At 35.1% G+C, this 15,696-nt stretch carries 13 protein-coding genes and 1 pseudogene; all 14 read left to right on the forward strand.

The genetic code is table 11. The features are described from left to right. Window positions 1-5: 5 nt before the first annotated feature. The 14 genes and pseudogenes from ACW9JY_RS02160 to ACW9JY_RS02225 all read left to right on the forward strand — a co-directional run bounded on the left by ACW9JY_RS02160 (window position 6) and on the right by ACW9JY_RS02225 (window position 15,694). Window positions 6-1,478 carry an NAD(P)H-hydrate dehydratase gene (locus ACW9JY_RS02160; RefSeq protein ID WP_457283202.1) on the forward strand — a complete coding sequence of 491 codons (1,473 nt, stop codon included), beginning with the start codon at window positions 6-8 and terminating at the stop codon, window positions 1,476-1,478. 13 nt (window positions 1,479-1,491) lie between these two features. Next, window positions 1,492-2,148 (forward strand): thiamine diphosphokinase, encoded by a 657-nt coding sequence (locus tag ACW9JY_RS02165; RefSeq protein ID WP_457283203.1) that lies wholly within the window; start codon window positions 1,492-1,494, stop codon window positions 2,146-2,148. A gap of 15 nt (window positions 2,149-2,163) precedes the next feature. Next, window positions 2,164-2,640 carry a metallophosphoesterase gene (locus ACW9JY_RS02170; protein ID WP_457283204.1) on the forward strand — a complete coding sequence of 159 codons (477 nt, stop codon included), beginning with the start codon at window positions 2,164-2,166 and terminating at the stop codon, window positions 2,638-2,640. An 18-nt stretch (window positions 2,641-2,658) separates the two neighbouring features. After that, window positions 2,659-3,249: a ribosome biogenesis GTP-binding protein YihA/YsxC gene (yihA, locus tag ACW9JY_RS02175; RefSeq protein ID WP_457283205.1), complete on the forward strand. Its 591-nt coding sequence runs from the start codon at window positions 2,659-2,661 to the stop codon at window positions 3,247-3,249. 227 nt (window positions 3,250-3,476) lie between these two features. Continuing rightward, window positions 3,477-5,264 carry an ATPase gene (locus ACW9JY_RS02180; protein WP_457283206.1) on the forward strand — a complete coding sequence of 596 codons (1,788 nt, stop codon included), beginning with the start codon at window positions 3,477-3,479 and terminating at the stop codon, window positions 5,262-5,264. After that, window positions 5,257-6,021 (forward strand): SIR2 family NAD-dependent protein deacylase, encoded by a 765-nt coding sequence (locus ACW9JY_RS02185; RefSeq protein ID WP_457283207.1) that lies wholly within the window; start codon window positions 5,257-5,259, stop codon window positions 6,019-6,021. Before ACW9JY_RS02180 ends, ACW9JY_RS02185 begins: the two co-directional genes overlap by 8 nt. 312 nt (window positions 6,022-6,333) lie before the next feature. Beyond that, on the forward strand, window positions 6,334-7,638 hold the full coding sequence (asnS, locus tag ACW9JY_RS02190; RefSeq protein WP_103077120.1) for an asparagine--tRNA ligase: 1,305 nt from the start codon (window positions 6,334-6,336) through the stop codon (window positions 7,636-7,638). Window positions 7,639-7,658: 20 nt separating this feature from the next. After that, window positions 7,659-8,714: a Holliday junction branch migration DNA helicase RuvB gene (ruvB, locus tag ACW9JY_RS02195; RefSeq protein WP_457283208.1), complete on the forward strand. Its 1,056-nt coding sequence runs from the start codon at window positions 7,659-7,661 to the stop codon at window positions 8,712-8,714. Further along, window positions 8,707-9,396 carry a YggS family pyridoxal phosphate-dependent enzyme gene (locus ACW9JY_RS02200; RefSeq protein WP_457283209.1) on the forward strand — a complete coding sequence of 230 codons (690 nt, stop codon included), beginning with the start codon at window positions 8,707-8,709 and terminating at the stop codon, window positions 9,394-9,396. The genes ruvB and ACW9JY_RS02200 overlap by 8 nt, the downstream gene beginning before the upstream one ends. Window positions 9,397-9,639: 243 nt before the next feature. Next, complete coding sequence (locus ACW9JY_RS02205; protein ID WP_457283210.1) at window positions 9,640-9,942, forward strand: YggT family protein; 303 nt, start codon at window positions 9,640-9,642, stop codon at window positions 9,940-9,942. A gap of 6 nt (window positions 9,943-9,948) precedes the next feature. Further along, window positions 9,949-10,773 (forward strand): NAD(+)/NADH kinase, encoded by an 825-nt coding sequence (locus ACW9JY_RS02210; RefSeq protein WP_457283211.1) that lies wholly within the window; start codon window positions 9,949-9,951, stop codon window positions 10,771-10,773. A gap of 18 nt (window positions 10,774-10,791) precedes the next feature. Then, a complete protein-coding gene (locus tag ACW9JY_RS02215) occupies window positions 10,792-11,550 on the forward strand; it encodes a phosphate signaling complex PhoU family protein (protein WP_457283212.1) in 759 nt (252 codons plus the stop codon). 47 nt (window positions 11,551-11,597) lie between these two features. Further along, window positions 11,598-15,007: pseudogene (locus ACW9JY_RS02220) on the forward strand (LptF/LptG family permease). Window positions 15,008-15,019: 12 nt separating this feature from the next. Beyond that, on the forward strand, window positions 15,020-15,694 hold the full coding sequence (locus ACW9JY_RS02225; protein ID WP_457283213.1) for a uracil-DNA glycosylase: 675 nt from the start codon (window positions 15,020-15,022) through the stop codon (window positions 15,692-15,694). Window positions 15,695-15,696 lie beyond the last annotated feature (2 nt).

The raw sequence follows: 15,696 nt of genomic DNA on the forward strand, positions 1-15,696 counted from the left end.
ATAAATTGAAGATAATTACTTCCTCCCAGGCAAAATTAATAGACAAATTGACTATAGAGAAAGGAATAGCCCCAGAAACGCTGATGGAGCAGGCAGCTTTTTCTGTAGCTGACATAGCGGAAACCTTTGAACCTACTTCAATTCTTTGTGTAGTAGGAAAAGGTAACAACGCAGGTGATGGAATTGCAGCGGGTAGGATTCTAAAAAATAGAGGTTACAACGTTGAAATACTTATAGTAGGTGATCCAACTCAAGGAAGTCCTGGCTTTAAAAAGCAACTTGAAATCGCCAAAAAATACGAAATTAATATTTATCGTTTCAATGTTGACAAAATTAATTATTTGCAATACGATCTCATAATAGACGGATTAATAGGTATAGGCTTGAAAGGAGAAGTCAAAGGAGAGGTCGCCGAAGCGATAACACACATAAACTCTTCAGAATCAAAGGTATTATCAGTCGATATTCCATCAGGAATATCATCTGACACAGGTGAAGTTCTAGGAACGGCAGTTAAGGCCGATCAAACGGTTACATTCGGCTTTTTAAAAATTGGTCATCTACTCTATCCGGCAAGAGAATATTGTGGAGAAATAAAAGTCGCTCCTCTATCTTTCGACAACTCGCTGGTAAACTCAATCAATCGAGAACTCATACTAGAAGATACCGTTAAGAACTTACTCCCAAACAGGCCTGAAGACTCTTACAAATACAAATTTGGAACGGTTTTGATACTCGCAGGTAGTGAAAAATACCCTGGTGCACCTATCCTTTCCGCTATTGGGGCTCAAAGAACTGGAGCTGGTATGGTTAAGCTGATTACACCAGGTGATTCCTCGTACATTTTAGCTCTTGAACCATCTATAATTTACAGATCATTAAAAAAAGAACATTTTGAAGAAGAAGACGTCAACAATTTAAAAGAAGAAATCGAAAAATCTAACGTCGTAGTTTTGGGTCCCGGTATAACTGAAAATGCAAAAGGTTTTGTTACAAAATTAGTTGACACCTACAAAGATGACAAATTATTCGTTTTAGACGCAGATGCTCTATTAATCTTAAAAGAGAAAGATGTTAAATTAAACAAAAATTTTGTTATAACCCCTCATGTGGGAGAACTATCGAAGGTTTATAAAAATTTAAAAAACGACGTGTACGCTTTGGAAGAGTACGCAAAAAAATTGAACTGTACCATCGTATTCAAATCATCAACTACCTTAATAACTAACGGTGAAAAAACATATTTCAACATAACAGGGAATTCAAGTCTAGCCAAGGGAGGATCGGGAGATTTATTATCAGGTGTAATCGGATCGTATATTGCTCAAGGTTTACCCACAATGCAAGCTTGCATAATTGGAAGCTATGTGGTATATAAAACTGCAAGAGATCTATCCTTAGAGTACACAAACTACTCTTTAACTCCAAAAATAATTGCTGACAATCTATATAAGATTATCCATCAACTAAACTCATAAAGCTAAAATCCAATTGGGAGGCGAACAAACTATAATTTATATAATATCTGGAGCAGAGCCAAGAAGCTCTTTAGAATTCTATGAGAAAATGATACAAAAGGCATCCTTGACAATCGCCTGTGATGCTGGAATCAAAATCTTCAAAAAGTTAAACTTACCACCAAACTATTTAATAGGAGATTTTGATTCTGCTTCTATTGAAGACCTTCAGTGGGCAGAAAATAACAACACGGAGATATTGAAATATTCAAAAGAAAAAGATGAGATCGATACCGAATTGGCTTTAATATTTCTGAAAGAAAATCACTATAAAAACATTGTTTTATCAGGGGTTTTGGGTAATCGCATCGATCAAGAAATGGCAAGTGTATTCCTCCTAGCCGAATACATAGATCTAAATCCTGTTATTCTTGAAGAAGACGTTAAAATTGGTATAGTAAATAAAAAAGTAGAAGAAGAGGCCCAGATCGGTGAAAGTTGGTCCATTTTAAGAATAGGAGAACCCGTTATAGGCCTTACTCTCAAAGGGTTCAAATATCCATTAAATAAAAAAGATATCTTTGATTTCAAATCCTTAGGAATCAGCAACGAAGCAAAAGAAAATAAAATAGAAATATCCGTTGAAAGGGGCATGGTCGTTTATATCAGATGGATCAACAAAAAATGGTAAGCAGGGGGCGATCTAATGTGGTTAGTATTATCTGATTCTCACGACAACATGGATAAACTTAAAAAGATTCCAGATATAATCCAAAGGTTCAATATTGATACCATTTTCCATTGTGGGGACTTTGTAGCTCCTTTTACTTTACCGTATCTAATATATGATGATATGGACTTTTATGGTGTCTTTGGTAACAACGACGGAGAAAAGTTACTACTTTATGAAAGATCAAATAAAAAGATAAAAAACGGACCAATCACCGTAGAAAAAGATGGTAAAAAGATATTTATGATGCATGAACCTTATTCCTTAGAAGCCGCTGAAAATTCAGGGATTTATGATTACATCTTTTTTGGTCATACCCATGAAATAGTAAATAGAAAAATCGGTAAGACCTTTGTGCTCAACCCAGGAGAATTTTCTGGATGGCTAACTGGGAACGCAACTTATGGTATAATAGATCCTAACGAAGCAAAAGTTGAAATCAAGGAACTTTAGAGGAGGATCATTGACATCTTGAAAGTATACAAAGCTCAATTAATAAAAACTGTTTACAACATTGAAGATCTCCCACCACCCGATAAAAAAGAAATCGCCTTTGCAGGAAGGTCTAATGTTGGAAAATCGAGCTTTTTGAATGCCATTTTAGGCATAAAAATAGCAAAAGTGAGCTCTACCCCAGGAAAAACCAGATCCATCAATTACTATTTGGTGAATGATAAATATTACTTTGTTGATTTGCCGGGATACGGTTTCGCCAGCGTTTCAAAGCAGGAAAAAGAAAGATGGAACATATTAATGAACGAGTACTTTAAAAACAGATTTTCTTTGAATGCCGTTTCTTTGCTTATCGATCATAGACATATGCCTCAAAAACTGGATTATGCTATGGTTGAATGGCTCAAAGATCTAGGCACACCTTTTTTGTTTATCTTAACAAAATCTGATAAATTAAAGAAATCTGAAAAAGCTAAACTTTTTGAAGATATCAAAAGTAGTTTTTCAACTTATGGCGAATATATATACTTGCCTTCCTCTTCGAAAACAAAAGAAGGTTTAAAAGAAGTTTTGAAAACTATCGGCGAAATATTAGGCGAAGTTGATTAGTCTCAATCAGGCTGCTGAGCAAAAGGGTACTAAAAGTAAGATTTAGAAATTATTCTTATAATAAACGCTTCAAAATTAAGATATTGATTTTAAAAGGGTCACAGGGCGGAGCCCTCCTCAACCTTCCTGGGTTAGGGACCATAGGTCACTCCTCAAGAAGGGTGGGAAGCGGGGCGAAGGGGCGCTAAAATAAAATTTCTAAAAACCATCAAAAGGGAGGGTAAAAAATGAGTTATGAAAGAACTGTATTGATTCCTGGGGAGGTATCTTATAGTAACATATCTCAAATACTAAATTCGAGTTCTCTACTAGAAATAATCTCAGAATTAATCGAGGATGCCCAGGAGACACGCAATACGTTATATCCTTTTTTTCAATTATTTTTAGTGGATGAAAGCAAACAAAAAGTTCATGAAAGGTATGACTTAGAACAAATTCGGCAACTACTCTTAGCATTATCTATAAACAGCTTAGACCATTTGGATGAATCCTCTTACTTTAGTTTCCCAAAATTATCTTCATACAGAGAAACGTTGGCCCTCTTTGTTGAAGATACTTTCAATCTATGGCGTTCAAAACATAGATTTATGAAAAAAGCGGATCCTTTCAGTCACAATTCAAGAACTAGGATTCATAAGCAAATATCTTTAGTCAAGAACAACTCTGATCTAAAAAGTTTAGTGTTGGGAGTATATAGACAAATCCTTGTCAACATTTCAGCCAGAAGGGTAAAAGTGCTGAGGCAACTTCCCGGTGGAGCTCAAGCAGGATTTATAGTTGATCGTCCTAAACCTAAACCAGAAGCTAAAATAGCCAATGCTGATTTTTTATATAACATGGAATATGTTTGGAGTGTAGTACTGGAACCACCCGTTATCTTTTATACATACTCTAATAAAAGAAGAGGGGTATTCAAAGTTGTCGATCGTCCTATATTAAACAAAATTAATATAGATAATCCACAGGATTGGCTCGTTTTCCCCATATACGTTAACGATAAATTGATATATGTTGTTGTTTACAAAGAATACTTCGCGATGGCAACAGGTTTGGCAAATTTGTACGAGTTTGCAGATTTTGAAAGTTTAGAAAACAGAAGACCTGATGGTATATACATCTTCGGTATGAATAAAAGTTTTTTTGAAGATGAAGACGATTACAATGGTATCATCTATAAAGAGGACGATGGAACTTACGTAGGACTTGTTGGAGATGATCCTTCTATAGACTACTTTGGTTATATGAAGAAAATGGTATTAACGATTCACAACTTAATAGTTATAGACGAAGATAGACTACCAATTCATGGGGCTTTAGCTGAAATAAAGTTAAGAGATGGTCAAAGTTTCAATGTAATGATAATGGGAGATAGTGGAGCGGGAAAATCTGAAACATTGGATGCTTTAAACAGAATAAGAAAACAAGTATCCGAAGTGAATATATTGATAGATGATATGGGATCATTAGATATTTTAGAAGATGGAACAGTAGTTGCATACGGGACGGAAACTGGTGCTTTTGTCAGACTTGACGACTTACAACCAGGTTATGCCTACTCTGCCATGGATAGAAGTATCTTTATGAATCCAAACATAACCAACGCCAGAGTTATTGTACCCTACTCCAATTATGAAGATATCATAAGACCTACTAAAATTGATTATTTCTTTTACGCCAACAACTATGAAAAAATAGACGATAACAAACCACCAATTGAATTTTTTGATGACGTAGATAAGGCATTAGATGTATTTTCCAAAGGTGCAAGAATGGCAAAAGGTACAACTTCAGAGAAAGGTCTAACCTATAGTTACTTTGCTAATCCTTTCGGTGCAATCCAAAGAAGAGAAAAACATGAAAAAATCGCTAGAAAATACATGGAAACACTAATGAAAAGTAACGTCAAAGTTGGGACACTTAGAACGCAACTTGGTGTAGAAGGCTATGAAGACGAAGGTCCTTTAATAGCCGCCCAAGAACTTTTGAAATTTTTGAAAGGTGGGAAAGATGTCTGAAGTTGCGAAAAAATGTGCAGAATTAATTTATAAGTCAAATTCCATTGCGGTCTTAAGTGGTGCGGGGATGTCTACTAACGCAGGTATCCCCGATTTTAGAGGCCCAAACGGGATCTATACAAAGGCAAATATAAAAAATCCTGAAAGGATTTTCGATTTGGATTATTTCTATCGTGATCCTTCTTTGTTTTATAAGTTTCACAAAAAATTTTTAGAGTACATAACTAAAGCAGAACCAACCTTTACCCACAAATTTTTAGTTCAACTTGAAAAGGAAGGAAAATTGAAAGGGATAGTAACTCAAAACATCGATTCTTTACACCAAAAAGCAGGTTCAGAAAAAATTTATGAAATCCATGGAGGATGCTGGAAAAATAACTGCACAAAATGTAAAAAAGAGTATTCTCAAGAAGAAATATTAGAAAAGATGAACATCGAAATAATACCAAAATGTGATAACTGTGGTGGAGTAATAAAACCAGACATAGTATTCTTTGGAGAACCTGTAAAATACCTAACAGAATCTGAAGTATTGATGAAAAATTCTGATCTTGTCTTAGTTTTAGGATCCTCTCTTGCGGTTATACCAGCAGCAATGTTGCCATCCTTAACTAGAGGGAAGATAATTGTTGTAAACAAAGGTGAAGTATCAGAATGGTATCTTCCCCCAGAAAAGGTAGCTCTCATTGTTAACGAAGAATTGGACAACTTTTTTACGCAAGTTGCCAAAGAGTATGAAACACTCAAAGAGGGATAAATGAGCAGGGCAGAGCCCCACTCATCCTTAGGGGTGAGGAGCGGGGCGGAGGGCGCTAAAACAGAGCATTGAGGGATTTACCCTTTTTATCCTTATGCAAAAAAATATTTTAAAACAAAAATATGAATTTGGGGATTTTAAGGGGTTTACCCTTTTGCAGCCTTGTGCAAAAAAATTTTAAAACAAAAATATGAATTTGGGGATCTTAAGGGGTTTACCCTTTTGCAGCCTTGTGCAAAAAAATATTTTAAAACAAAATTAGGTTTTGGGGATCTTAAGGGGGGAACCCCCTTAACGCTTGGAGGTGAAAGCATGGATCCAAAATGGGTATATGTAAAAGACTTCAAAAAACACATCGATCAAACAGTAGAATTTCGGGGATGGGTATGGAACAAAAGAAGCAGCGGTAAAATAGCTTTCTTACAGTTAAGGGATGGAACAGGTTTTATTCAAGGAATAGCTGAAAAGAAAAATTTTGATGATGAAACCTTTGAAAACATCAGGAAAATAAAGATGGAAAGTAGCATAATATTACAAGGAACCATAAAAAAAGACGAAAGATCTCCTGAAAACGTTGAATTACACATAACTTCTTTCAAAAAAATACAAGAACCCATTGAAGACTATCCCATTTCTAAAAAAGAACATGGCATAGACTTTCTAATGGAAAACAGACATCTATGGATCAGATCGAGAAGACAGTTTCATATTTTAAAAATTAGAAACGAAATTTTAAAGGCAATTAGGGATTTTTATAATCAAAATGATTTTACTTTGATAGACACCCCCATATTTACCGGTTCTATAGGAGAATCTGCCGGTAACACATTCAAATTAGACTATTTCGATTATGGAGAGGTGTATCTAGCACAAACTGGTCAACTTTACTTAGAAGCTGCGGCGATGTCTTTTGGCAAGGTGTACAACCTTGGTCCTACATTTAGGTCCGAAAAATCAAAAACAAGAAGACATTTAATTGAATTTTGGATGAATGAAGCCGAAGTAGCTTTTTATAAACATGAAGACAATATCAAATTACAAGAAAACTTAGTTTCTTTCATAATGCAAAGGGTATTAGAAAATGCTTCAGATGATCTAAAAGAAATTGGTAGGGATACAAATAAACTACAAAAAATTAAGCCGCCTTTTGAAAGAATGACATACACACAAGCGATTGATTTCCTGAAGAAAAAAGGTTTTGAAATAGAATGGGGAGAAGATTTCGGAGCAGATGAAGAAAGTGCACTTGCTTCCCAATTTGAAAAACCTCTCTTTGTGGAGAAATATCCTAGGAAAGCTAAAGCTTTCTATATGCAACCTGATGAAACCAATCCTGACGTTGTACTCTGTGATGACTTACTTGCCCCCGAGGGTTATGGTGAAATAATAGGGGGTTCTGAAAGAATATGGGAAGAATCAGTCCTAATGGACAGATTAAAAGAATTTAATCTTCCTCTAGATCAATACCAATGGTACATAGACTTAAGAAAGTTTGGAAGTGTTCCACACAGTGGTTTTGGTTTAGGAGTTGAAAGAACAGTAGCTTGGATATGTGGATTAGAACACATAAGGGAAGCTATACCTTTTGCAAGAACACTTTACAGAGTTTACCCATAAGATTCTAAGGAGTTTTTAATATGATCGAAAAAGAAAATACAAATCCAAAGAGGTTACTGGATCCCTCTTTTATTGGAGAGGATACAGGATCAAAGAAATTAAGGCCAAATTACTTGAATGAGTTTATCGGCCAGGACAACATAAAAAAAAAGTTAAAGGTCGCGATAGAAGCTGCTAAAATAAGAAAAGAAGCAATGGATCATGTGGTTTTAGCAGGTCCTCCTGGTTTAGGTAAAACAACCTTAGCTTATGTAATTTCAAACGAGCTAGGTGCTAATTTGCAAATTACAAGCGGCCCAGTAATCGAAAAAGCAGGAGACCTCGCCGCCATTTTAACCAACCTAGAAAATGGCGACGTACTATTTATAGACGAGATCCACAGGCTGAATAGAACCGTGGAAGAAATCTTATACTCAGCTATGGAGGATTTTCAACTTGACATTGTTATAGGGAAGGGACCTTCTGCTCGTTCTATTAGGATTGACTTACAACCTTTCACCTTGGTGGGTGCTACTACGAGATTAGGCCTTATAGCTCCACCATTGAGAAGTAGGTTTGGCATAATTTTGGAAGTTGATTTCTACTCTCCAAAAGACCTCAACTTAATCATAAAAAGAAGTGCAGAGATACTCAATATAAAAATAAAAGAAGATGCATCACTTATTTTAGCCCAAAGGTCTCGAGGAACCCCCAGGATCGCCAACAGACTCTTGAGAAGAGTTAGAGATTTTGTCCAAGTTTCTGGAAAAAACGTCATAGAAACTGAAGATGTGGACAACACAATGAAATTATTAGAAATGGATGAAGATGGCTTAGATAAAATGGATCGAAAAATTCTTAAAACTATAATAGAAAACTATGAAGGTGGGCCGGTGGGTGTAAATGCCCTAGCTTCATCGATTGGGATAGAGCCCGATTCAATCAGCGAGGTCTATGAACCATTTCTACTACAAGCAGGTTTCATTATCAGGACCCCACGTGGTAGGGTAGCAACTGAAAAAGCTTATAAAAAATTGAATTACACCCCAAAATCTTCCAATCAAAATATTAGTTTATGGGGGGAGTTTAATGAATAATTTTTTAATAGATAATTATCACACCTTGTTAAATGAGATACAAGAAGTTGCTGAAAAATCAGATAGAGATCTGAACTCTATAAAATTAGTTGCTGTATCAAAGAATTTTCCAAGTGATTACATAAAAAAATTATACGAGGAAGGTCATAGAGATTTTGGAGAAAATAAGGCTCAGGAATTAAGAGAAAAATATGAAGATCTCAAAAATCTTGACATTGTATGGCATTTCATAGGCAGGATACAAACCAACAAAATAAAATACATCGTTCCTATCGCAGAATACATACATTCAGTTTGGAGAATGAAAGAAATAAAGGAAATTCAAAAAAGAGCCGAAGAAATAAATAAAACACAAAAAGTTCTTTTAGAAATCAATATATCTGGTGAACAATCAAAAGCCGGACTCATTCCAAGTAAAGTAGATACATTTTTGCAAGATGCAACATCTTTTAAAAATATAAAAATAATTGGTTTAATGACGATGGCTCCTTACACTGATGAAGTTGGTGTTATAAGAAATGTCTTTCGAAGCTTAAGGGAACTTAGGGACAACTTAAATAAAAAATACCCTTCAATAAAGGAATTATCTATGGGTATGACTAACGATTACAAAATAGCCATAGAAGAAGGAGCCACTCTTTTAAGAATAGGAACAAGAATCTTTGGCAACAGATATCTTTAGAAGGGCGGGCAACGGGGCGAAAGGATAAAGATTTCCTTTCCTTTCCTTAGAAGGGTGGGGAGCGGGGTGAAAGGGCGCTAAAACAAGGCATTGAAGGATTTACCTTTTTTATCCTTATGGGCGGGCAACGGGGCGAAGGAATAAAAATTTCCTATCCTTAGAAGGGTGGGCTGCGGGGCGAAGGGGCGTTAAAACAGAGTTTTAGAGCTTTCATATCCATACATATTATACGAGGAGGAAAAAATGTTCGTAATAGCAAATCTTTTAATAGCATTAGCAAGTATATTAAGAATAGTAATAGTATTTTTTGAATTTTGTATAATTGTATCCGCTTTATTAAGTTTCATAATGCCCTTCCAATACAACAGATTTCGAGGTTTTGTTGATTCAGCTGCCAATATAATTTTGAATCCAATAAGAAGGTTTATACCCACAGTAATAGGCAACATCGATCTATCTCCAATGATTGCTTTTTTGATATTGATGTTTTTAGATAGATTTTTGGTACAATCTCTATTGGACTTAGGTTATAGGATTGGGATGTAATTTTATATGAAGATCTTTATCTTTTACAATCCACTTAAGCTTTCTAACGATAACCTTGAAGAAAACATATTAAAACCTTTTAATGAAAGCAATATAGAGGTTCTTGGTTACGCTGCCGCGGGTTCTACTGTGGAGGAAAAACAAGCCCAAGCAGCTGATTTTTTCGTTGTTTTTGGGGGCGATGGGACAGTTTTGAAAATAGCTGAAATAGCCGCAGTATTTTCAAAACCTGTAATAGCAGTTAATACAGGAAATTTAGGGTTTTTGAGTTCTTATTCCAGTTCTGAGATAAAAGAATTGATCGAAGATATACAAAAAGAAAACATTTCTTTTTCATTTCGCCACCTTTTAGAATGTCATGTAGGTACAAAAAAAGTTGTTGTTTTAAACGATATCGTCTTATTGAAAAGCCAGCCACTGGGCACGATGAATGTTGATGTAAAAATTGAGGAACACATTTTATTTTCATTCGCCGGAGACGGATTAATTGTATCAACACCGACTGGATCCACTGCATACGCCTTATCTGCTGGAGGTCCTATAATTCACCCTGAACTCAATGTTGTCCAACTCATACCGTTAGCTGCCCATGCCCTCAACATTAGGCCTTTCATAGCCCCTCCTACACAAAAGATAGAGATCATTTTGAAAAACATGAGTAAGGGCTTTGCATATGTAACCGGTGATGGAGATATCATTCATAGGATGGAACCAGGGATGTCAATATTTGTGACTTCCAGTGAGATGACGATAAAACTAGCCCAAAGAAACGGGAACAATTATCTCAATGCGTTGGATAAAAAATTAGGGTTTGGCAGAAGGTTTGAATGATTTTAGGAGGCATATAATTTGTTCAAAAAAGAGAATGTTAGCCAAATCAACAGTATCAGTTTGAATCGATTGACACGATATTTGAATAATGTCTTGAGAATGGGCAGAATAGTTCAAGAAATGTACTATAAATTTGGGGATACTTATCTAGAGAGAAACGATAAATTAGCTAAAGAAATAATAAATCAAGACGATAGATTAGATTTTATCGAGGCAAGCCTAAATTATGAAAGCGTTATTTTATTGTCATCTGGTAATTACACAGGCATTTACTTAAAAGCTTGTTTCATGAGCTCTAAATTAGTTCAAATATTTGAAAACATGGGAGACATATGCGAAAAAAATGCCAAATTAATGATTGAAATACTCAAAACCCCTTCTACCGTAAACGCTATAAATTTTGAAGACAGTTTGGAATTAACCAAAGAGAACCTTTCAATAGTTTTATCCTCGTTATCAGATTTGATCAATATCAAAGCCGCCAAATTGATGACAGATCAGGTAAAAGAAAGTTTTTTTGAAAAAGCCAAGAAAAGTTGTATTCTCAACGAAGAAGTGAAAGGGCTCATAGATGCTTACAAATCGTACTTGTACAAATCCAAAGAATCCATTAAATCCGCTTCTCTTCATATAGAAGTCTTAAACAATTTAGCAAACTTTTCTGATTTAATCACAAACATTTCCGAAAATATCATTTGGGCGTTGACAGGAGAGCTGTACAAATGTAGAAATAACGATTTAGAACTCTTCTATTTCTTAGGAGAAGAAAACCCGTGAAAAAACTCTTCAAATACGTTTCAAAAGAATTCATACCACCATTTTTTATGGGCTTAATCGCTTTTATAGTCTTTGTGAGCTTAGAGTTGCTTTACCAACTATCGGAAATAATAGTTAGAAACAATGTGGGATTTTCAAAACTACTGATATTGATTTGGTATCATCTACCATATTTTATTTCCATGGGAATTCCTGTGGGAGTGCTGTTTGGTATATTTTGGGTTATCTCAAAACTCTCCTCTGCAAACGAAATAATCGCTCTACAAACGTTGGGAATACCGATGAAGAAATTAATTATACCTTTTATGACGATTTCTCTATTGTTATCTTTTTTACATTTGCACTCTTCAACACCATCGTACCCGTATCAAACTACAAGGCAAAAGAAGCGATGGCATTGTACGTTTATCAAAGACCTCAAGCACAGATCGAAGAAAACCAATTTGTCGATGTTGGTGATGGAAGATACCTCTTTGTAAAACAAATAGATAGAGAAAGTGGGATTCTATACGATGTGCTCTTATACGAGGTAAAAAATGATTACACCGCTGTTTTTAACGCTCAGCAAGCTCAAAAAGGTCCCGACGGCTGGTACATGAAAAACGGAAGGATGTTTAGAACCAACGAAGATGGTTTCCTCGACTTAGACATAACTTTTGATCAATTGCAACTCGATATTCAAGAAGATGTCGAAGAATTTCTGAACTTCTCTAAAAGCGCTAACGAAATGACCTCAAAAGAACTAAAAGAAAAAATAACTACTTTTTCCAAACTTGGATTAGATGTCTCCGGTCTAATAGTTTCTTACCAGTCGAAATTCGCTAACTCGTTGGCTCCCTTGGTAATTTGTATTTTAGGAATTGCCTTGTCCCTGTTTCTGAACCTGACAAGTAAATCTTGGAGTGTAATTACAACGTTTGTGTTGGTTATAATTTATCAAGGTTCTGGGGCTTGGTTGTCTGCTTTGGGAAAAGAGCATATAATAAATCCAACGATATCCGTTTGGATTCCCAACATAATATTTGGTATTATTGGTACTTTTCTATTCTTGATGCTGGATACAAGAGTATCTTACAAACTTCTTGAGCCTTTGAAAAGAATTTTCTCTGTAATATTGTTTATTCTTGTTGGTTCTTCCTTTTTTTCTGCACCTGTAAATATAACTAGTGAAGATTTTTATTTAAAAGATGATATGTTATTTTTAGAAGGTAACGTCTTTGTAGAGTATGAAGGTTCTACAATAAAAGCCGATTCAGCTCAAGGTGAATTAAATGAAGATGGAACGATTAAAGCAGCAACTTTCTTTGGAGATATTACTTATCTATATGAAGATACCTCTATACAAGCCTCAGAGATAACCGTAAACTTTGAGGAAGACTCCGCAGTCTTTTTAAATTCATATACCATACAAAAGTATAAGGCAGAGAAAGAGGTAGATGTACGCATATGGTCTGAAAGCATGGAAAAACCAATGCAAGAGAATATAATAGAAACCAACCAGACGAAATTAACAACATGCGAAGATTGTATTACTTATTACTTCTCAGCCAGAAAAGTAGACATTTTTCCAGGATATTTTTTGATAGCCAGGGACGTTGTCCTTAGTTTTTTCGGGCTTCCTGTTCTATACCTACCTTTCTATTTTCAAAGTTTATCAGAAGATGAAGAAGAACCCATGTCTCTCACCTTTGGATACGATAACAACGAATTTTTCCTATTAACAGAAATTAATTATAAGTTTGAAAATGGGGCCAAGGTTCATTTATCTTACAACACGATCAATGATCTAGCCACTTCGGAAACTGATAAAGAAGTGACACTAAAATACGGGGTCCCCTTTTTATATGGAAGTTTGAATCTATTTACAGGTCTAAATTCCCCAGATACATACAATAACAACTTAGGAGTTTCGTACCAATTTTTTGAAGATAACAAGGAAAGTGAAATTGCCAAATTAGAGTTTCAACTTGAACCGTCTACAAAAGACAAATCTTTGTTGTTAAATATCCCAAAACTAGAAACGAATTTGGGGGATCTTAAAAATATAAAATCACACATTTATTGGGATTCGAAGGGATTTGATGATATTCTATTTTTAAACGTAGAATCTCAAGCCTTTCAAAAGAGATATGGGAGATCTTTGATTTCTCTTTCAAAGCTTAAGCTCAACTCTCATTCATATGGAAATATATCCAACCTTTCAATGGATCAAATATGGGATACGAAAGAAAGTGAAATAGATGTAGAAGGAAAGTACAACTTCTATGAAACATTTGCCAGAATGTACGGTAACTTTGATTACGCTTACACCACCGTCGCAACCGAAACCACTAAAAATCGATTAACAACGAAAAACACCTTCTCTTACACAGATACCCTTTATGAGATTGATAGAAATAATTTTGATTTAAAATTCAACATGGAAGATACGATTCATTTCAACTATTATAACGACTTTATACCTGGTGAAACCTACTCTTCTGGAAAAACGCTCTTTGATTACTCTTTAGAACCCGGATTTGATATTAGTTTAGGTGTTTTCGAATTTGGTAACTCCTTAGAATACATAAAGGTTTTAGAAAACTCTCTCACTCCCTCTGCCACAGACGAATTGAATTACAACGATTACGTAGGATATTCCTTCTCTATCTTTGAAAAAAATTTTACGAACTCCGCAAAGTTAAGTAGAAGTTTTGATCTGAAAAATGCCGAAAATTTCCCCAATTTGCAAGAAATGGAACTTCAAACTCAAACCAACATAAATCTATTAAAAACTAAAAATACCTTACAAACACAAACAGAGTTTGATATTACTAATCCCAATACGATCCAACCGGATACAACAAACGTAAAACTAACCAACGTCATTGGCCCTTTAACCCATAGAAGTGAATTTGATTATCACCATCAAGAAGAGATTAAGGTTGATTATATTGAAAACAGAGAAATTTTGAGGTACAATAGAAATCGACTACAATTGGATTATAGGTATTATATTCATGAACAAACATTCACCAAAAAGATCCCAGAGCTTTTAACATATTTTCTTTTTTATTCTGAAGGTAACAAAATTTACGGGGATTTTGACATGAAGGAAGAGTACACTGTCTACGACTTAGACCTAAATTTTTTAGAAAAAAACTCGAATTACTCTTTTGGAATAGACACAACCTACCGTATTTCAGAGTCTCTTAAAACGGGCTTCGACATAAACAACAGGGATAAAAGCGAGTTTGCAAAAATAACCTTTGATTATAATATAGAGAATCAAAGCTGGGATTTCACCGAGTTTGAAATACAGAAAAAGATTATATGCTGGACGTTGAACATACAGTCTAAATTTTCCTTACTACCCCAGTTTGATTTAGCTTCGCTCAGAATATCTTTTTTTATCAATTATATACCCGATAAAAATATCTCATATGGTGATGAAGGGTTTGAATTTGGATTAATGTGAGGAGGAATATTGATGTTCTTATACGGCAACGAGGAAAAACAAAAGAATATGGAAATGATCGCCAAAAGAATAGAGGTATGTGAAAAGTGTCCCTTGAACCTTACAAGATCTAATACTGTTCCAGGTTCGGGAAACGTTGATTCGCCAATAATATTTGTAGGTGAAGGTCCTGGTGCAGATGAAGACGCTTTGGGAGAACCTTTCGTTGGAAGAGCAGGGCAACTTTTAGAAAAGATGCTCAAAGAGTATGCAAAATTGGAAAGAAAAGATGTTTTCATCACAAACATTGTGAAATGTCGACCTCCTCAAAATAGGGTTCCCACACAAGAAGAGGTTAAAAGCTGTCAATCCTATCTTGATGGGCAAATAATCGTTATTAAACCAAAAATAATCGTAACCCTTGGTAATACACCATTGAATTACTTTACTGGTGAATCTAAGATAACTCAATCACGTGGACGTTTTTTCAACTGGTATGGAGATATTAAAATCTTTCCAACTTTTCATCCAAGCTACCTCTTAAGAAACCAAAGTTTGACTAAAGGATCTCCAAAATGGTACGGATACCTGGATATGAGAATAATTGGCATAATGTATAGAGCATTAAAACAGGGTAAAGGGGTTGAAGAGGTTACTAAAACAATTGAAGAAAAGATTAAAAGCCTTGAAAATGCTGGGGGGAGTTAAAA

It is taken from the genome of Petrotoga sp. DB-2 (assembly GCF_054051725.1).